General features: G+C 35.4%; 15 protein-coding genes. 1 reads left to right on the top strand and 14 read right to left on the bottom strand.

Annotation, left to right across the window (positions count from 1 at the left end; translation table 11 throughout):
• Positions 1 to 45: 45 nt before the first annotated feature.
• From CJ739_RS15300 to CJ739_RS15230, 14 genes are all read right to left on the bottom strand, one after another.
• Positions 46 to 666 (bottom strand): TetR/AcrR family transcriptional regulator, encoded by a 621-nt coding sequence (locus CJ739_RS15300; RefSeq protein ID WP_236951522.1) that lies wholly within the window; start codon positions 664 to 666, stop codon positions 46 to 48.
• Between the two features lie 13 nt (positions 667 to 679).
• Entirely contained in the window at positions 680 to 1,594 is a 915-nt protein-coding gene (locus tag CJ739_RS15295; RefSeq protein WP_117176848.1) for a helix-turn-helix domain-containing protein, read from the bottom strand.
• A gap of 79 nt (positions 1,595 to 1,673) precedes the next feature.
• Entirely contained in the window at positions 1,674 to 2,480 is an 807-nt protein-coding gene (locus CJ739_RS15290) for an SDR family oxidoreductase (protein WP_117176846.1), read from the bottom strand.
• Positions 2,481 to 3,090: 610 nt separating this feature from the next.
• Positions 3,091 to 3,777 carry an SDR family NAD(P)-dependent oxidoreductase gene (locus CJ739_RS15285; RefSeq protein WP_117179048.1) on the bottom strand — a complete coding sequence of 229 codons (687 nt, stop codon included), beginning with the start codon at positions 3,775 to 3,777 and terminating at the stop codon, positions 3,091 to 3,093.
• Positions 3,778 to 3,904: 127 nt separating this feature from the next.
• Positions 3,905 to 4,798 carry a helix-turn-helix domain-containing protein gene (locus tag CJ739_RS15280; RefSeq protein ID WP_236951521.1) on the bottom strand — a complete coding sequence of 298 codons (894 nt, stop codon included), beginning with the start codon at positions 4,796 to 4,798 and terminating at the stop codon, positions 3,905 to 3,907.
• 156 nt (positions 4,799 to 4,954) lie between these two features.
• On the bottom strand, positions 4,955 to 6,424 hold the full coding sequence (locus tag CJ739_RS15275; RefSeq protein WP_117176842.1) for an efflux transporter outer membrane subunit: 1,470 nt from the start codon (positions 6,422 to 6,424) through the stop codon (positions 4,955 to 4,957).
• Between the two features lie 10 nt (positions 6,425 to 6,434).
• A complete protein-coding gene (locus CJ739_RS15270) occupies positions 6,435 to 9,623 on the bottom strand; it encodes an efflux RND transporter permease subunit (protein WP_117179046.1) in 3,189 nt (1,062 codons plus the stop codon).
• A gap of 123 nt (positions 9,624 to 9,746) precedes the next feature.
• On the bottom strand, positions 9,747 to 10,970 hold the full coding sequence (locus CJ739_RS15265) for an efflux RND transporter periplasmic adaptor subunit (protein WP_117176840.1): 1,224 nt from the start codon (positions 10,968 to 10,970) through the stop codon (positions 9,747 to 9,749).
• 1,208 nt (positions 10,971 to 12,178) lie between these two features.
• The gene (qatD, locus tag CJ739_RS15255) at positions 12,179 to 12,907 is read right to left on the bottom strand and encodes a Qat anti-phage system TatD family nuclease QatD (protein WP_117176838.1); all 729 of its coding nucleotides are present in this window, start codon (positions 12,905 to 12,907) and stop codon (positions 12,179 to 12,181) included.
• Positions 12,908 to 14,242, bottom strand: a complete 1,335-nt coding sequence (gene qatC / locus CJ739_RS15250; protein WP_117176836.1) for a Qat anti-phage system QueC-like protein QatC — start codon at positions 14,240 to 14,242, stop codon at positions 12,908 to 12,910.
• Positions 14,229 to 15,050 (bottom strand): Qat anti-phage system associated protein QatB, encoded by an 822-nt coding sequence (locus CJ739_RS15245; RefSeq protein ID WP_117176834.1) that lies wholly within the window; start codon positions 15,048 to 15,050, stop codon positions 14,229 to 14,231. The genes qatC and CJ739_RS15245 overlap by 14 nt, the downstream gene beginning before the upstream one ends.
• Entirely contained in the window at positions 15,050 to 16,930 is a 1,881-nt protein-coding gene (locus CJ739_RS15240) for a KAP family P-loop NTPase fold protein (protein WP_117176832.1), read from the bottom strand. The genes CJ739_RS15245 and CJ739_RS15240 overlap by 1 nt, the downstream gene beginning before the upstream one ends.
• Before the next feature lie 152 nt (positions 16,931 to 17,082).
• Positions 17,083 to 17,187 (bottom strand): KTSC domain-containing protein, encoded by a 105-nt coding sequence (locus tag CJ739_RS20770; RefSeq protein ID WP_117179044.1) that lies wholly within the window; start codon positions 17,185 to 17,187, stop codon positions 17,083 to 17,085.
• 1,136 nt (positions 17,188 to 18,323) lie between these two features.
• Positions 18,324 to 19,634, bottom strand: a complete 1,311-nt coding sequence (locus tag CJ739_RS15230) for a serine hydrolase domain-containing protein (RefSeq protein ID WP_236951520.1) — start codon at positions 19,632 to 19,634, stop codon at positions 18,324 to 18,326.
• 594 nt (positions 19,635 to 20,228) lie between these two features.
• Here CJ739_RS15230 and CJ739_RS15225 point away from each other — a divergent pair.
• On the top strand, positions 20,229 to 20,741 hold the full coding sequence (locus CJ739_RS15225) for a T9SS type A sorting domain-containing protein (protein ID WP_117176830.1): 513 nt from the start codon (positions 20,229 to 20,231) through the stop codon (positions 20,739 to 20,741).
• The last annotated feature ends 14 nt before the right edge of the window (positions 20,742 to 20,755 follow it).

Below are 20,755 nucleotides of genomic sequence, written 5' to 3'. Positions count from 1 at the left end.
ATTTTTTTTCATTTGAAACAATTGTTTCAAATGAAGCAAAAAAAATTATTGTTTAAGAACTTCTATTAGGAATTGCGCCATTTTTTTTATTCTTTTTTTATCTTGATTAATAATAAATGACTCGTGCCATCCGGTAAAGTTATTGATAATATAATCTGTCAGCATTTTTGCATCATTAGTGATTTTAATCTCATTATTACCAATAGCTTTTTCAACGAAACCTAATATCAAATTATAAGTAAAAGTACTATCACTTCTGAGTATTTTTTGAACTTCTAAATCATCAATAGCCATCTCAAAGGTGGTTTTTATAGCCAGACAGCTGTTTGGTTCATTCGTGATACTATGCACAGCACCATTGATAAACTGCTCAATAGCATTTATTGGACTTGCAACATTTTGAAATTGTTTTTCAGCAGCGTCCCTTCGTGACTCCGTGTAATTCTTAATACACTTTACAAATAATTGGTGTTTATCACCAATTGTATTATAAAGACTGCTGCTATTGATTCCCATCGCGTCGGTAAGATCACGCATAGACGCACCGCTATAGCCTTTCTTCCAAAAGACATCCATCGCTTTAGAAATTGCTAGTACTTCGTCAAATTTTACATTTTTTGGCATATCTGGGACAAATATAGTATTTATTTGAAACAATCGTTTCAAAAGATAAACTATTTTAATTTTTAAAAATTAACTCTTTAAATTTAAGTGGCGTAAGATTGGTTTTATTCTTAAATAACTTCGTAAGCGACTGCGGATGCTCAAAGCCTAGATGATAAGCTATCTCAGCAATATTTAGTTCATCCTTAGCCAATAGTTCCTTAGCTTTTTCTATTACTTTTTCATGAATATACTGCTGGGTATTCTGTCCAATCAAATGACGTAATAAATCACTTAAATATCGAGGTGTCAGTTTTAATTCTTCAGCAGCTGCACTAACTGAAGGCAGCCCATTTGTTAATGACTCTTCATTATTAAAGTAGTTATCCAGATATGTTTCCAATTGGCTTAATATTTCATTATTGAGCAATTTTCTGGTAATAAACTGCCGGTCATAAAAGCGATTTGCGTAATTAAGCAATAGTTCAATCTGTGAGATAATCACATCCTGGCTGAATTTATCAATACGTTCACTCAATTCTTCCTCAATAAATTTATAGATGCTTAAAATTGTTGCTTTTTCTTTTCCAGAAAGATAAAGTGCCTCAGCCGCTGAATAATTGAAAAATCCATATTGTTTAATGTTTGCATTTAATGAATAGGATCTAAGAAAATCAGGATGTATGTGCAATGACATGCCGCTGTAGTCTGCCTCTTCAGTCTGCATTCTTAACAATTGCCCTGGCGCAATGAAAGACATCCCACCTTCTTCAAAATCATAAAATCCCTGACCATACTTCAGCTGGCCTGTAAAATTGGTCTTAAATGATATTTTGTAAAAATTTAATATTATTCCCTGTTCAAAATCCTTAGGATCAAACGCTGCTTCTCCATAATTCAAAATACTGATCAGGGGATGATTGGGAGCGTTTTGTCCCATTGCTTTGTGAAGTTGGGAAAGGGAATTGAATATTACTGGATTGTTTTTCATTTACAACAAATTTATAAAATTATAATTATTATGTCCCTGACATATCCATTTCTGAAATCGACAGGGACTTCACATCATACTAAAATAAAAATTGAGACTTGATTTTTTGAACTTGCTTCTCAGGTCCCAGTTCTAAACGTTCGGAATATAATGCTGCAGCATCTTTTCCTGCTATATATCTTAGCTGATTTTTGTTATCCGTAGCTGCATCAAAAATAACCTGAGCAACTTCTTCAGGACGTGTATAATTGGCAATCTGTTCAGCACTGTACCCTTCACTTACTTTGGTTGCAAGTTGATTATATGCTTCATGCATACCGCCTTGTAGGGAGCGTCCCGCGAAATCGGTCTGCATACCGCCTGGAGCAACTATCTTCACTTTTATTCCAAACTGCGCTACTTCATATAAAAGCCCTTCCGAAAATCCATCGACTCCGAATTTTGTTGCACTATACACCGAACAAGTTGGAAAGCTCAGCAGGCCAAAAGAAGATGTTACATTTATAAACGTGCCGTTTCTCTTTTCTCTAAAATTAGTTACAAAAGCCCTAGTCAAGTTGATAACACCAAATAAATTAGTTTGAATTTGGGTATTGATCTGCTCGTCGCTAAAAGCTTCTAATGGCCCAACTAATCCATAACCAGCATTATTAAGTACGACATCCACAGATTGTGTGGCCAATATTTTCGAAACAGCAGCCTTGATTTGATTTAAATCCGTTACATCAAGAGACAGTAACGTAACATTTTCCAGCTGATTTAATTCTGATTCTCTTTCTGGATTTCGCATTGTCGCGATAACATTCCATCCTTTGCTTTGAAATAACTTGGCCACAGCCTTTCCCAGCCCGCTTGAAGCTCCCGTAATAAAAATTGTCTTTTGCATATTTACTTTGTTTAATTGTACAATGCAAAATTCACACTATTGAGCTGGGAAAAAGTAACCAAAAAAGAAAAAAAGTTAGCCAAAATGACAAATATGGAGAAAACCAAATTTTCAAATTCCCAGCACTGAGCTCTATATAACCGACAAGTTAATTTAAAAATTGGTAAATTCTTTTGTTTGATTGCGACTTGGGACTTGCTGTTAAAATTGCAGGAGTATTTTCAGAAGCTTATTTAGTGGATATTCAACCTTGGATTGCATTAAGGCCTCATATGAAAACTTTATCAGCTTAAGTGCAAATGCAAAAAAATCGGAATGGAATTTTCACTACCATTCCGCTCATTTTGTTATTGAATTTCTAATAAGATTAATTTCCGACGTAGCGGAATAAACGCTTGAAGCGGCACTCGGATTAGAAACTAAGGTATAGAGTTAATAATTATAATACTTACCATTATTGCCTATAAGTTTTACAACCTCTTAAGTTGCCAAAAGGTAGCCAATACATTTAAATGAAATTGTTTGTGGAATGCCCAATTAGTTAAATCATGCAACTAGGAACTAGGTAGGGGGATTAATTATTCTTAAATATTTAATGAAGTTTTATTGTTTATTGTATTCGCAGGTTTAATGGCTGCTTTTTAATGAGTGATAAAAATTCGTCCTTGATACCATCACAAATGGTTACAGAATTATGGGTACAGTTTTTTGATGTAATAGGATCAAAACTGTTGATGGTTATTTTTGACGGCTTGAACTCTTTACATTGCAAATGGGTAAACATGTTCAGTGCTGCTTTGGAGGTAGCATAGGCGGTCATGCAATAATTGGAATAACAAAAGTCTTCATCCTTCATTTTGTTTATATCACCCATTGCACTTGTTATATTAATAATGCTAGGGTCATCACTTTTTTCAAGCAGTGGCTTTAGCAACTTTATCATTCTAATGACTGCAAACAAATTTGTTTCATACACCTGCCTTACGTCATCAATATTGATTTGGTCTATTTTTTGACCAAAACCATTGGCAATTTCTGCATTGTTAATCAATAAGTCCAACCTGCCAAATGTGGAAACAATCCTATTTTTTAATTCCAGAACGCTTTCTTCGGATGTGAAATCTGTTTTAACCAACATATATTCCTGGAGCGATCCAGCTTCCTGCGAAAGCAGCTCATAGCTCTTCTTACTAGCTGCAAGAATTACATCATAATCATTGTTCAATAAAATATTGGCAAAGGTCTTTCCCAAACCATTTCCTGATTCCGTAACAACGGCTATCCTATTCTTTTTCATGGCACTCATAATTTACTTATACAAAAGTAACTAAAATCAATCTCAAAAAAGAACCACTTTCCTTTTATAAATGACCCAAACACACACATTGCAATTCAAGTGCAAATAGCGTTCCAATTCCACTTTATCAATCCATTTGACGGAATTTGTTAGGAGTGGTTCCGCTTAATTGTTTAAAAAACCTCGTAAAATGTGTCGGTTCCTGAAAATTCAATCGGTATGCAATTTCCGCTATGTCCAAGCCGGAATATTTCAATAAGCTTTTACTTTCCAACAGCAACCTTTCCCGAATGATATCTTTTGCACTTTTCCCTGTTAACTTTTTAACCGTGGTTGTAAGGTAATTTGGTGTAATGTTGAGTTGTTCTGCATAATCACCTACATTCTTTGTGTCAACGTACATCTTATCCACCAATATTTCAAATTTCTGGGTAATCATTTGTGCTCTTGTCAGATGATTTTCAGTGGATTTGTAGCGTTCATATACGGCTTTACAGAAATACAAAAAGGATACCAACATCCCTTCGAGCATTTTTTCTTGGTACGGATGGGGATTTTTAAATACGGAATGGATTCTTTGCGCATCGAAATGAAGGGATTCTTGCTCTTCCTTTGTTAGCATCAACACATTGTTTTCAGACATTTTCAAAAACGGAAACTCTTCAACTACATTTGACAACACATTCGTTAAAAACTCTTTTTTGAACATGATATGGAATCCCGCCATTTTTGAATCGCGAACCCAAGAGAACACTTGACCTGGCACTACAAACAATAGAGGGTATTCCTCTAGTGTCAACCAATCTGTATTGAGGTTTAATTTACTATCTCCTACATAGGTCATTAATCCAATTTGATAAAATCCCTGCCTGTATGGGGGCATACATCTTCTGGCCGAAGGCTCTAAACGATCTAATGCATATACGTCAAAATTGGGAATATGGCTTCGGTGAGGAAAGCCTATAGCCTCATGTAAATCATTACTGTTTTCAAAAACAGGGATCTCAGTTTTGGTCATCATATAAAAGTATAAAATAATGACTGAACTATGATGTTTGTGGTCATTAAAATATGTGTTGAAATAATCTTAATTGTTAAATTACTAAAAATGGAACCACGGTGTCCATACCTGAATACCGTAGTTCTAATCAACCAACCAACTACTAAACAAAACTTTTTATTCTGAAACCGTCTCTGTAAGTTTCATGTTTTCAAATTTGTCATTTAATTCCTTTTCAGAAATAATTTCCCATCCGCCCCCCAATGCTTTATAAATTGCAATAAGGGATGTCGCTGAAGAAATTTCGCTAATGGCCAATAAATTTTCGGATTGCAACAGTGTGTTATCTGCTCTTAAATAATCTATAAAACTATCCAAGCCTGCATTAAACCGTTGTTTGGCAAATTTGGCCGCCTCTGCACTTGCTTCAGAAGATTTTCTTAATATGTCCCTTCTTTGCAGTTCATTGGAATAATTTGTCAACGCTGTTTTTATTTCTTCCAAAGCTTGTAATACTGTTTTTTCATACTGATTGAGTGCTGCCAAGGTCAATGCATCCTCTCTTTTAATTTGTTGTTTCACCCTTCCCAAGTTAAATGCTGCCCAGCTTATGTTGGGCATTATACTCCAAGTAAATGACTCCTTGCTACCAAAGTTTGAAAAATCAACTGCAGAAAAACCTATAGACCCGCCAAATTGGATTTTGGGATATAGTTCTGCCACCGACAGGTTGTATTTAGCGATTTGAATCTGCAATGCAGCCTCCGCTCTTCGGATATCCGGTCGACGACGTACTAATTCGTTGACATCACCCAACGCCACCGATGACTCTAAACTTGGTAATGGTTGGTTTTCTACAACGGTTGGATCCAGTTGACCTGGTACTTCTCCTATGAGAACACTTAAACTGTTTTTTAGTGCTTCAAGCCTTGCCTTTAGCGGAGGTACCGAAGCGCGTGTATTTTCCAATTGTGCCAAAGCTCTGGAAACATCCAGATTGTTACTTGTTCCTGCATCTGATAATTTTACCGTTAAATCATAGGTGTCCTGTTGACCTTTCAAATTTCGGGTTGCAATATCCATTAGATACTGTGTCCCTCGCAGTTCCAAATAGGTGTTTGCCACTTCTGCAAAGATGCTCACATAGACCGCTTGCAAATCGGCTACTGATACTTGATTATTGGCATAGGCTCCTTTAACTCGATTGGAAACCCTTCCAAAGAGATCTACCTCCCAAAAAGCGTCAAAACTGCCGTTATAGTTACTAAATGTTGGATTGCTTCCTTGTACGAACACATTTTCCCCCAATCGTGTCCTGGTATAATTACCGTTTGCCGTTACCGTTGGCAACCTATCGAATTTTGTTTCTTTCAACAAGGCTCGCGACGCATATACGTTTGCTATAGCAACATTGATATCTAAATTGTGTTTTCTCGCCTTTTCAATCAGGGTATCCAAAATTGGGTCATTAAATTCCGACCACCAATTTTCAAGTGTTTCGGTTGCCGACATTAATGAATCGAACACCCCATCCTTAAGAAAACTTTCTTGTACTTCTACTCTTGGATGGGCATCAAACTCCCGTTTGTTAATGCCACAGGCCATCAAAAACAAAGATAGTATTATAATAAAAATTAGATTTTTCATGCTTTATGTTTTAAATTATCTCCACATTTTCCACCGTTGGTGGTATAGGTTTTATTGGATCTGTCTTTGAGGACTGTGTTGTCCATTTTCTTCCCAAATAATAAAATACGGGTGTCAAGAAAATTCCAAATACAGTTACTCCCAACATCCCACTAAATACCGCTATTCCTAATGATACCCGAAGCTCTGCTCCTGCACCAGTGGCGATTGCGAGTGGCACCACCCCTAAAATGAAAGCCATAGCGGTCATTAATATAGGTCGTAATCGAAGTTTTGAGGCTTCAATCACCGCTGTTTTTAAGTCCACACCTTGATCTTCCAATTGCTTGGCAAACTCCACTATAAGAATGGCATTTTTACTTGCCAATCCAACCAATACAATCAACCCTATCTGCACCATTATATTATTATCCAATCCTGCCAAATCTATCCCTATCATTGCGGACAATAGCACCATTGGGACAATGAAGATTACAGCTAGAGGCAATACAAGACTCTCAAATTGAGCCGCTAGTAATAGGAATACAAAGACTACTGCCAAGAAAAACGCGATCCCAGCTGTATTGCCCGTTTGTTTTTCCTGATAGGCCAATTCCGTCCATTCATAAGAAATACCTTGAGGAAGGATTTCATCCGCCAACTGTTCCATTCTTTCCAATGCTTCACCGGAACTATAGCCAGGGGACACATTTCCATTTAATGACGCTGCAGGATATAAGTTAAACCTTGGTATCCTTGAAGGTCCGGAAATGTCTTGCTGACTTGCAATTGTGCCCAATGGGACCATTTCACCTTTATCATTACGTACCTTGATGCGTGAGATATCATCTGGAGTGAGTCGGTTGGGTGCATCTGCCTGGGCCGTGACCTGAAATGTCCTGCCTAAATAATTGAACTCATTTACAAAGGCAGAACCCATATAAATCTCCAGTGACTGGAATACGTCCCCTGCATTGACGCCCAATTTTTCAGCCTTTACACGGTCAATATCCAAAAATAATTGAGGTGTTTGGTTATTAAAAAACGTAAAGACATTGCTCACAATTGGGTCTTGATTTGCCGCAGCAGCCAAGGCATAAGTTGCTTTAATAAGTTCGTCCGTCCCTAAATTTGCCCTATCCTGTACCATCATCTTAAACCCACCGGCATTTCCAACACCACGGACTGATGGTGGAGGAATTACAATGACAATGGCATCGTCAATTTGAGCTAATTTTTGTTGGATGGTCGCCAACAGGTCTTCATATTTCAATCCTTTCTTTCTTCTCACTTCAAAATCCTCCAACGGTAAAAATATCGCCGCTGAATTTGAGGCATTTGTAAATGATGCTGCATCAAAACCTGTAAAAGACACAGCATTTTCCACACCATCAATTTCCAATGCAATATCCAAAACCTCTTTCATCACATCATCCGTTCTAGATAATGAAGATCCTGGGGGCAATTGCACCAGTGTAATGAAATACTGTTGGTCCATGGCCGGGATAAATCCTTTTGGGACCCTATTGAATTCAAAACCGGTTATGGCCACCAAACCTCCATATACCAACAGTACCATCAATGACATTCTCACGAGTTTTTGGACACTGTTTCCATAATTTCTAGAGACCCTGTCCATGAAGCCATTAAATCCATTCCCTATATAGGCGAAGGGTTTCAACAACAATGGTGTCTTTTTAGTTGTATTTTTTTCTTCGTGTCTCATGAGTAATGCTGCCATTGCAGGACTCAAGGTCAAGGACACAAAAACAGAAATGGTTGTGGCAACTGCTATGGTCATCCCAAATTGCTTATAAAATTGGCCTGAAATACCGTCCAAGAACGTTGTTGGTATAAAAACGGCAATCAAGACCAAACCTATGGCTATCAATGCCCCACCAACCTCATCCATTGTTTTTCGAGCCGCTTCCTTTGGTGATAATCCTTTAGCTAAATAGCGTTCCATATTTTCTACCACCACAATGGCATCGTCCACCACAATTCCAATTGCCAAGACCAAACCAAATAGCGTCAGGTTATTCAATGAAAAGCCAATCGCTTGCATGACCGCAAAAGTTCCAATAAGGGATACTGGAATGGCCAAAATTGGAATGATTGCTGCCCTCCACGACTGGAGGAACAATAAGATTACCAGAACCACCAAAATGACCGCTTCAAAAATGGTACGGTACACTTCATCTACTGATTTTTGAATGAATTCCGTTGGATTATAAGCAATTTTATATTCTAAATCTTCGGGAAAATTTTTGGAAAGCTCCACCATCCTCGACTTTATTTCTGCTGATGTTTCCAAGGCATTTCCACCTGGCTGTTGAAATATGGGCATCGCTATGGCGGGTTCTTTACCCAAATATCCTTTGGTCGCATAATTTTGAGCCCCTAATTCGACCCGACCAATATCTTTTAACTGGACAATCCTTCCATCACCATCCGATTTGATGATGACATTTTCAAACTGTTCGGTTGTCACCAATTTTCCCTGTGTCTGGATGTTTATTTCGAAAGCGGATTGACTTCCGGAAGGGAGTGTATTTAATGTACCACTGGCGATTTGAACGTTTTGGGAACGTAATGCCGCAACGACTTCACCTGCGGTCATGTCTAAATTTGCTATTTTATCGGGATCCAACCAAATACGCATCGCATATTCAGCAGCTCCAAAAATCTGAATATCCCCAATTCCTTTAATACGTGCCAACTCATCCTTCAACTGAAGTGTGGCATAGTTGCCCATGTATGTTTGGTCATAGGTTTTATTGGGTGAATACATGTTTACCACCAACAAGATATCCGGTGATATTTTTTTTGTTGTAATCCCTAATCTACGAGCAGATTCTGGCAACCTTGGTTCTGCAATTGCAACCCGATTTTGAACCTGTACTTGTGCCCTGTCCAAATCTGTCCCCAGTTCGAAGGCAATTTGAAGTACCACTCTACCATCCGCAGATGATTGTGAGGTCATATATAACATGCCCTCTACACCATTAATTTCCTTTTCCAAAGGTGCCGCCACCGTTTCTGACAGTGTTTTGGCATTCGCTCCCGGGTATAATGCCACCACCTCAACAGTTGGAGGTGCTACATCTGGAAATTGGGATACTGGCAGTGAAACATATGCCAGACCACCCACAATAAGTATGAGTACACTCAATACCGCCGCAAAAATGGGTCTTTTTATAAATATGTGACTAAATTTCATAATTTTCTTTACTAGTTGAGAAATCGAATCCCTTTGCCCCTTCATACAAGCACGTTACGAATGATGAGGAGTCGTTAAAGAACTGCTATCTATTATATTAGAATTATTTGAAGAGGGTAGGGATCACTCTACTTTGGCAACTGCCAATTCTCCTGCCTTATTTTTTATCCAGAACGTTTCAATTGGAGTGACAGCAATCCCTGGACTTATTTTTTGAATGTTGTTAGTAATCAATTTATCATATTGGGTAATCCCATCCCTGATTATCCTTAGTCCGTTGGAATGCAGTGGTCCTAATATTACGTTTTTAGTTGTTACTACATTATCTTCACCCAGCACATATACAAATCGAATGGATTGGTTGGTGCCAATGATATTATCTGGAATCATGATAGCTTCATGTTCTGCGCTGCCCATGATTCTGGCCTTGCCAAACATTCCTGGCTCCAACAAATGATCTTTATTTTCAAGCACCGCCCGACTTTCAATAGTGCCCGTGCTCCTGTCAATTACATTATCAACAAAATCCATCTTGGCCTCGTGGACAAACGCTTCTTCATCCTGTAATTTTATAATCACAGGAATCCCTGAAGTACGAACGGAACCACGTTCCCCTGCCCTTGCTAAACGAGCGTATCTTAAGTAATCGGATTCACTCGCCGTAAAATAAAAGTCTATCGGGCTTGTGGTCACAATCGTGGTTAACAAGGTAGAATTGGAAGTTCCTCCATCTATTAAGTTACCTTCATTGACCATATCCCTGCTGACCAAACCAGTTATTGGGGCTGTCACTCTCGTAAACTCCAAGTTTAACTGTGCATTGTCTACTCTTGATTGCGATAATTGAATGCTTGCTTTTGCAAATTCCAATGCCTGTTTTCTGCGATCATATTCCTCCGTTGAAATTGCTCCAGATTCGCGAAGTGTTTCCACTCTGTCAAAATTATCTAGTGCCGTTTTTAACGAAGCTTTTGCCTGACCAAAATCTGCATTTGCTTGATCGAGAGCAATCCGAAAAGGTCTATCGTCAATGGTAAAGAGAACATCCCCTTTTTTGACCATTTGTCCATCAACAAAGTTGACACTTTCCAAAAACCCACTTACTCGGGCCCGCACTTCCACTTTATTGCTTGCTTCAAAACGGCCAGTATATTCATCCCATTCCGTAATTTTTTCAAAAACTGGAATAGCAACCTCTACCGGCATAGCCTGTACAGTTGATGCAGGAGCCTTGTCCTCTTTGTTGTTTGCAGCAAAGGCTGCTGTTACAATTATGACTATTAATAGCCCTATCACTGTTAGCACAGTTTTGGACATCCTATTCGTATTTACATTAAATTTTTTCATGACTTGTTTGTTTTTTGCTTCATTGATTTTGATTCAACAAATTTATTCTTTGATGGCTTCGTATCGGTAACCAATATGTTTGTATAAATGACCATAATCTAATCAATTTAAAAATTGATTAGAATAAAAAATTTCCAGAAAACAGATTATCCTCGGAGGCAGAGTCATAGAGGTATACTTCGACTAGGCTCAGTACAGGTTTCGCCTGTTTCATTTTGACCTCTGTGCCAAAAACCGAAATTTTGTGTTTTACCTCACCCAGAACTGCCCGAAAAGGCAGTTCTGGCCTCTCCAAAGGAGAGGTGAATTAGACACCCCGCAGATCCTTTAGGGAATTATTTAGATTAATTACGATATCAAATCGGTCACATTGGTCATAAATTTTCATTTCAAATTCATTAATAGTGTTGTACCTAAGCTAGAGTAGTCTCTATACCTAAGAATGGTTTTTAAATATTTAAATATGAAAATTACCTGCTCATTCTTGTTTTACAATTATTGGTAGGTTTCCGAACAGTTTTAATTGTGAAGTGGTTTTAAACTAAGAGACTGTCTAAATACCTAAAAACAAAAAACACTGCTAACTTACAGTTACCAGTGTTTTGATATTTCCTATTTTTAGGTTCGTCGGGATAACAGAACTAACTTACAAATTTTAAGATGCTGTTTATCAGTAATTTATATGGTTTTATTGGGTGGATTCACCGAATTGTACACTAAAGTCAAAAAGAGCTATTTAAAAACAAAATTTTATTTGTTTTTATTGGTATAAATATACAAATTTTATCAGATATCCATAAACTATATTAAGAGAATCCTCATAGTATAAAATTTTGGTTCAAAGATTTTATATAATATCATTTGTATTCATTCCTTCTTAATTACAATAAATTAAGTGTTTATTTGGTTTTAATACATAAAAATCTAATATCTGTACAAAACAAAAATCTAAAATCCATCTAAGTGCTTTTGAAATTGTTCATCAGTAAGTTTTAGATAGGATTTCTCGTTAAGATTCTGAAATGTCCCACCGTTCATTTTATGTGCCTAAAAACGATATGGGTCATAAAAATAAGTGGCATATAGCCCGATTTGTTTCCTTTCTCTCAACGAACTGCAAACACATCTTAACGTCCTTTAAAGAGGGTGCAGAAGATGTTGGTTTTGTTGGGAGTGTGTTCATTCATTTCTAAAAAAAAGTTCTATGCTTATTTCAAACGGTTGACAATATTTTGAAAGTTTGACCAAATTATTTTTTTTACATCTTCTTCATTTATTTTCCATTCTTTAGCTAAAAATGAAATTACAGTTTGTACTTGTCCAGGTTTTAGAGGAGAATTATTTTCTTCAATAAATGGGCCATCAGTTTCAGTCAAAATGAATTCTTTAGGTATTTTAGAGATTATCTTTCTTCCTGACATAGATTTTACCATTGCAGGATTAATAGAGAAATAATAACCCTCTGGAACAATTTCATCAATTAAATTAAGTCCACCAGAATACCAATGAAAAATTGCATTTCTGATTTTGTACTTCTTTAGTAGATTCAAAACTTCCTTCTCGGCTTTTCTTGAATGAATGCTTAAAAGTTTTTTTTTGTCCGCAATTATACTCAAGATACTTTCAAATGTTCGAATTTGTATTTCTTTAGTATCAATACCTTCTTTTGAGAAATCTAATCCAACTTCTCCAATGTATGATGTTTTTGAAAGATTTTGTAGAAATTTTGGGAATTCCTTTTTATAGTGCTGGGCATACAAGGGATGCATACCTAATGCTTGCCTTACTTTATTCTTATTCTGAAAAAATGGAAAGCCCCTCTCAAAATGACTCGGTAAATTAGTCATTGAAAGAATAGCAAATCCATTCTTATCACATTCGTTAAGAATTAATTCCGGCTTGGGGTATAAATCAATGTGGCAATGTGTATCTAACATCTAAACTCCTGCTTTTGCTTTAACCGTTGAGTTTCCGACTTTTTTAGTCCATAGTTTTAATTCTTCTCTAGTCCGCCAAACAACCTCGACATATTGATTGAGCTTAGACAAATTCTTCACCCCACCTACAATCAATTCTTGCTTAATTTCTTCTTTGGTGATTGGATTATTTAAAAAATCTAACATAGCTCCAGAATCTTGAGATTTGTCACGCTTTTCTTTTATAGGAAATAAGTTATTGATTAAATCTCCATACTTTGATTTGTCCTTTAGAGTTAATAATGATGCTTGTCTATATATACAGGGCATACAAACTCCACAATGATTTGCGTTTCGATTCGTCCAATCTTTCACGTGACCCCTTTTTCCACAGGAGTTAGAATGTTCAATTAAATCTAAAAGATTAGAATTATTTTTTAAACACTCTTGTACCATTTGCCCTTTCGTTTTAAACTCATATGGGTTGGAAATGTGAGTATTAATAGAAAGTTTATTCCATATAGAAATCAAGATTTCTAAAACATATGGATGTGTTGTTCTTGTACTGCAAGAACTTCTCCTTGAAGCACTAAGCGGAAAATTTAAAGAAACAGTTCCATTTTCAGGAATTATAATATTTTTTGTTTTCGTAGCCTCTGCAGCTATTAAAGCCAATCCAACAAACAAAATTGACCTGCTTCTAAAAGTTTTTTCTCTTCCAATACCTGCTTCTCTTTGCAACGTGACTTTAATGGAGTCTATGTATGCAAATTGATTTGGATAGATTTTTACTAAACTAGGAATTATTTTCCCTTGATCTTTTAAAACCCCTCTCATTTGAGGATCGTAATGCGAAACGAATAAAACTCTTTTTTTAGGATTTTGCTTTAGAAAATCCAAAGCCCCAATAAGCGAATCCAAGCCACCCGATAACAAATTAACTTGTTCAAACGGAACTGAATATTCCTTGTCTAAGGGTATTTTGGGTATATCAAAAGTTTCATTCCTAAATCCAACATCCCAATAGTCTCCGGTTAAGAAAGATAATAATCTATTTAAATCAGCCTTACATGCATTCCATTTTGAAGGATTATGAACTGGAAAGCTAACTTTCAGTTCTCTTGACCAACCATCTACTGAATTCTGCTTTCTTTCTACAAATCTATCTATTCCATAAACTGAGGCACTTATTATAAAGAAATCGAACACCTCTTTGCTAACGAGATTGGCAAATGGTAAAAGTGTTTCCAAATCAATATTAAGCGTAGAACTTCCACCAGAAGTCTCCTCAATATTTATCAAAGCTGTACCAGAAGATTTATCATAGGTAAGTTTACTAATGCTAATCGTTTTCATCGCAAATGATTTTAATTACAGAATCAAAAATATTTTCTATTTCTTTTTGGCCGTCATTTCCTTTCCAGTCAATTTTTGAAACAGGTCTTTGGGTATTTAAAACTTTTACTTGACCAAGAATATCGGCTTTAATTATTTTGAAGGTTTCTTTTCCAATTTCTGCTCCCTTTTGCTGTTTTACTTTTTCTTCAAACCTTTGAGATAGATGCTCGAATATATATAAGCCCCAAAACTTACAAAGTAATTCTGCGAACCCTGTTCCTTCAACATACCCTTTAACAAGTAGCTCGAATTTATCTAAATCATTTCCGGCCAATATTGCAAGCTCTTTCATAATTTCGCAAGAAGCATTGTTGGCAGCAGTTTCGTCCATCCCTTCATTAGAATCTGAACAAAACACAAGTAGATAGTCAAGAACCTCTTGAAAGCTTTTTCCCTGCAATGAACCAAACCCAATATCATCTAAGGCTTGCTGCAAGCCTTTACTTGCAACACCGGTAAAGAAACTTGTTATCTTTCCTGCTGACTTTCTACCTGCTTTACCAATAGAAGATGACTTTCCACTACTGATTTTCGACCTACCACCGCCAGTTTTTACTAGATTATTAAATGCAGCTTTGAGATGCGCTAACCGTCTGTCAAAAATCCGTTTAAATTGCTTCGCTTCATCTTGAGAAGTAGTATTTTCATTATTATCAAGTTCTTTCTCCTTTTCAACGGTTTTAGATATGTGAGTTATACTCCTACTCAAATCTCCCCAATTAGTTTCACCTCTAACTCCTGGAGTCATTCGTTGTGTTGTTCCCATTATTTTTTAGAATTTAATGCTTTATAGATTTGCGATGTCTTTTCAAACTGACTATATAGAGATTTGACATTTTTATTTTTTCCTTCTGCCAGTGTAAATTCACTACGTAAACTAAATGGTATTTTTCTGTTGTCTGCTTTTGCTATTGCCCTACCATAAGATTCAATTATTCCAGATGCATTTTTAGACATCATTTCAATGAAAACTTTATGAATACTATCATTTTCCGGAAACTTAATCAATTCCTTTTCTAGTAGAGATAGCAGTATTTCATTTTCTGTTTCATTTAATTTTCCGATTACTTCTTGTGTAATAGTATTTTCCAAAATACTTCCTGAGCCGTGGTTTATTAGTTTTTTAGTTAAGCTCCGAATATGTGGCGGAATCAAAGATGCTCCACTGATTGTAGTAGAAAGCTGATCTCTTGAAATCCAGTAATAATCTCTTAAATCAACGTTTGCAAGTTTTGGTTCGGCATTGACCCACTTCATTACTTTTTCCGAAGCCCATTCAGTTGAAAATTGTTTTTTTATTTCTTCTGTATTTTCTGCTCCTGCTAACTTTTCAAGCTCAATAATTTGTTTGGGCTCTCCTTTTTGTAGAGATTGCCAATTGTATATTTCTTTAAATAAATTTGTAGAAGCATATTCCAATACCATTAGTTTTGCTAGAATATCTATTTTGAAATCTGACAATTTAGCAACCTTGACAAGTCTATTTCTTAAAGTGAAAGTGTTTAAAAATCTTTTAATTTGTCGTGGATTCCCTTTCAATCCTTCTGTAATAATTGGAGATAGTGAAGCTATTAGAGAAACGTTTTCCGTCAATTCTTTCCTTTGCTCTTCTGTAGCTATTTCTTGAATATCTCCTAATCCAAAAACATCATACCTGTTATTCTCTCTGTTTGTTTTGAAAGCGTCTATTACCTTTGGAAAGTCATTTTCCATTGCCTTCTTACAGAAAAGTAATGTTAGGTAAGTTTCAACTTCGTTGTCTGTTAACTTAGGCAAATAGTAAGGTATTTGAATCAATTTCTCCAAATAGTCACTTACAATACGTTTATTTCTACTGTCTGGGTCATCCGCATTTTCAATACTATCAGTCCTATAACGATGTTCAATTGCGTGTCTTACTATTCTTGGGTCTGCCCCAATTACAAATGCTGTTTTCTCAACATTTAAGAATAATTTTATCGCTTCAAGGTTTTCAATAAGTCTGTCAGGAGTACATCTGTCCAAATCATCAATGATTACAACAAGTTTCTTTATTCCTGACTTGTCTATCATTTCTTTGAAATCATCACGAAATTCACGAACTATTGTTACTTCCTCATCTTCATTCTTTTTGATTATTTCTTTTAAAAAATCTTCAGCACCTTCTCCAGTAAGCTTTTCAGCTACATCTTTCGGTTGAAGCTGCGAAAATTCATTTACTAAGAATGGCAATAAAGAAGCTCCGCCTGTTAAGTAAGCTGATGCTCCAGGAACAATGACTTTTTTAAAACTTAATCCTAATAAACGCATCCATTTTACGGATTTGAACAGCTTTTTTGTTTTGTCCTTTACTTTATTTCCAATTGTCTTATGCTTGTCAAACTTTTCAATGATAGATTCTAACAAAGCTGCCTTTGCATCATCGTATCCTTCAAATACCCAACCGTTAAAATAGAGTACAAGAGTACCGTCTTTAAATCCGTCTTCCTCACCTCCGGTTAATTCTTGTTCTACAATTTTAAGAATGCTTGATTTTCCGCTTCCCCAATCTCCAAATACGCCGATTGTTACAGGTAAAACTTTATCATCGTTGATTACATCAACTAATAAATCTGCGTGTACTTTAAAGCCTAATAAGTCTTCTGAAGTTTCATTATCTGCCCACATATATATATATTTGATGTTTAATTATTCATTCCTATTTAATTTTCTTGCCGAAAATCTCTTTAAAATACTACCCTCAAGTTTTATTTCTTTTGATATTTAAATCTATTTTTTTTATTTATAAAATAACTTCCTATTGCTGATAAACTCATCAATTATTCAAACACATTTTCAGACACATCAAAATACTGATAAACCGCCCCATTGTGAAACTCTATTTCTAAAATGCGTGCTTCTTTATCATATCCTACCGAGGCAATATTGAAGACGCTACTTGGGGTCTTTAAATAGTATGCTCACTTTTCATGGTTCGGATGAGCCAAATTTTATATGCTCATTGGGATAGTTATTTGAAAAGTCTTCAACATTTTCGGAAAAAGCCAATAGTTGAGAGATTAACCAGTCTCTACTGCTGTGAGCACTATCAGTATTCTCCTTTAAGATTTATTACATCTTTGTTAAATTCATCAAATGCTTGATTTACATTTTTTGCCATATTATTAATTCTGTCTGTTTTTTATAATCTCTGCTAACTTACTCATATTCAAAATTTTTATTCTTTTACACATCCATTTTGCATGGTTATACGGAACTTTAAATTCCTTCTATCTTTTTATCCATGTTTCTTCATTTTAAATAAGACCATAATAAAACAATATAAATGTCAAATGTAAATCGCTTTACATAACATTGAATACGGAAAACCGCAAGCGTTCATAAATAAAATGCTAAATCAGTAGTAGGGAGATGTTAAATGTAATAAATAATAGTAAGTAATTACTCTTTAAAAAGAGCAAATTTTCTGAATTTAGAATCATTTTACATTACACAGAAATCCAGTTGGTTGCTATATGCTATACTAATAAACAAAACATAACCATATAGTTGTAATACATTGAGAAACTTTAACATCTAAATATAATTGAAGTAATAATATTATTTAATGATGTATTATAATTATTAATTAGTGCTAAAAAACAAATTACCCCAATATCTAATGACTTCTTTGTCTCTGTTTCCTATTTCAGAGATAAAGAGCCTAAGACAGGCATCAATATTATTTAAGTTTTTGAATTTAAGCGTTTTATCTTAATCCCTTCTTAGTTCCTCTTGTGAGCCTAAGATGGAATTTTTAAGCGGATGCTATATGAGTGCTTTAGAAGACGCCAGCGTGGGCAAAAATATCAAGGCATTTGCCAAGTTTATTGCTTGGCTTGTAGAAGAAGGGATGAAAGGAACTCCAGTGGCTAAGGTTTAAAAGGTCAGATGCCATAAAATCAACTATACTCAACATATGAACAATTATAGTGCAAATATAACAATTAGCATAATAGCGCTTTTTAGCGATATTTGACATAATTACAGCTTCGTTATATAAAAAATTATTGTGTAGTATTTAAAATGTCGACGCAACTTTTGTATTGTGATCAGGAGTGATTTTTGAATTGGTATCGTTAAACACTTCTTTCACGATCTTGTACAAATCTGGAATCACCGTTTTTGCCAATTTGGAATTACTGTTCAAAAGTACGCAAATCCCTAAATCGTCTTCAGGATAGACTGCTATTTCATTTCGGTAATTGTTAACACTTCCTCCATGATGCAAGATGGTTTTTTGCTCATCCAGATCCATAAATTTATGGATTCTCCACCCAAAGCCATAGTAAGAGCTTACATGCCCTGGCCAACGCTGGTAATATTTGCTGTGCCCCTTAATTTCTATAAATGGGTTAAACGCTTCCTGTAAAGCAGTCTTATCCATAATTTCCGGATGATGGCCCAACAATAACTGCATCCATTTGGCCATATCAAGTGCACTGGCATTGATGCCTCCTGCAGCAACAGCATTGTAATAATGATCGTTAAGTTTTAAGGTTTTCCAGCCGTGGCGTCTTTTTGAATGAGGTAAGGCAACATTTTCTGCATGTGCTAAAGTTTCATAATCCATTGAGGTATGATCCATTTGCAATGGCTTGAAAAATTTAGTATTCAATAATGTGGAAATATCTTGTCCGGTTTCTTGATGCATCATCTCACCAGAAAGCGCAAACATAGCATTCTGATAACTATACATCGAACCTGGTTTGCAAATTGGTATTACAGCTTTAAAGCGACTGGCAATTTCCGTTAATGGCAATCCAGCCTCAATAAGATTGGTGTAACTATGGTAAGGTGTCCCTGAAGTATGCGATAAAATGTTGGCCAGTGTTATGTGATCGCTATTATTGCTGTCTCCCAATTGAAATCCAGGAATATAGTCACTGACCTTATCTGACCAATCTAATTTGCCTTCACACTTTAAATCGGCAGCCAAAACGCCTGTAAACCCTTTTGACAGCGATCCGAGTCGGAATATTGTTTCTTCATCGACACCATCATTAAAACTAATATTCTTTTTGCCGAATCCATCAGAGATTACGATAGAACCTCCTCTAACAATACTAACTCCGGATCCTACAATATCTCCTGAAGCTATAGCCTTTTTAAAATATGTATTAAGGGCATCTTTCAAATTTTGCTGATGCACTTTATACAATTTTACCTCTTTCTGAATTATCTCTTTCTGATTGACCAAAGGTTTATCAACACTATTTGACATTATTACACCTTCTTCAGGAATTGAAGCAGGTATAATAACACTTGAGGTAAGCACAAAAAGTGTAAAAATGATGAGTATTGGTTTTTCCCAGATTTTGAATCTCAACATAAGTAAATTATCATTTAGTTTTGGATGCAATACTACAAATATATGACGAAATACTTATATAATCGACAAAATACATTTTTTTAAATCATTTCATTTTAAACATGTGATTTATTTCAACATCCCGCAATTCGACTTCGCTCAGTACAGGCTAGTCGCATAAAAAGTGTTTACTCACTCCACTCCTATTTGATAAATAGGAGCTCGTGAATCTTGAATGAGTTTGGTTAGCACCAAATCGACGAAGATGATTTGCGAACACCTCTTTCTCAAATAAAATGAGGCGAGCAAAGCTCAAGTTATCCTACAACTTTGCTCAGTTTAAACTTCACACGGTACATTTTAGTAAATTTTATAACAATTAGCGTTATAGTGCTTTTAGATAATATTTGACATGATTGAAGTTATAATGTATCAGTTTTGTTTATAAATGTTTTTATAAGTAAAATCAACTTATAAAATTAACTCACTGGTATTTAAACGTTTATAATCATATTTTAAACGATAAAGTTTCACAGTTCGCTAGAAATAAAAGAACTTAAGAAATCTTATTTCCTTAATTCTACAATTCTTTCCTGCGGTATTACATAGTTTACCATGAGAATGATAGTTTTATATTTGGCTTTAACATTATTTACAACCATTGGTTTTTCACAAAATTTTCATTCGCCAAATACTATTTCCATTATTTCTTCACAAGGCGGGGTCAATAAAACCAAATCAATATTGCTTACATGGACGCTTGGTGAGAATATTGTTGAAACAAGTTACATTAATAAAGGCATAATTACTCAAGGATTTCATCAAAGCTTTTTTGATAATGCTTCCACGTTAGGATTAAACATGAGTTCAGAAAGCAAATTTAAACCTGTTGTGTTTCCAAACCCTGTAAACCATAAACTTCATATTAATTTAGGACTAAATACAGATTCAAAATTCAACGTAAAAATTTACGATCTAACAGGTAGATTAACTCTAGAATCTTTCACAAATATTAAAGGACCAGAATTTTGGATTGATGTTGTGAATTTTAAGTCAGGTATTTATATCCTTAAAATTTCAAATGAAAATGAATCTTTCATTGAGGTTTATAAAATAATAAAGAATTAATAAAAAACTACAAC

Source organism: Mariniflexile sp. TRM1-10, from assembly GCF_003425985.1.
Lineage (GTDB): Bacteria > Bacteroidota > Bacteroidia > Flavobacteriales > Flavobacteriaceae > Mariniflexile.
The sequence above is the reverse complement of the archived record's forward strand: the minus strand, read 5'-3'. Positions and strand labels throughout refer to the sequence as shown.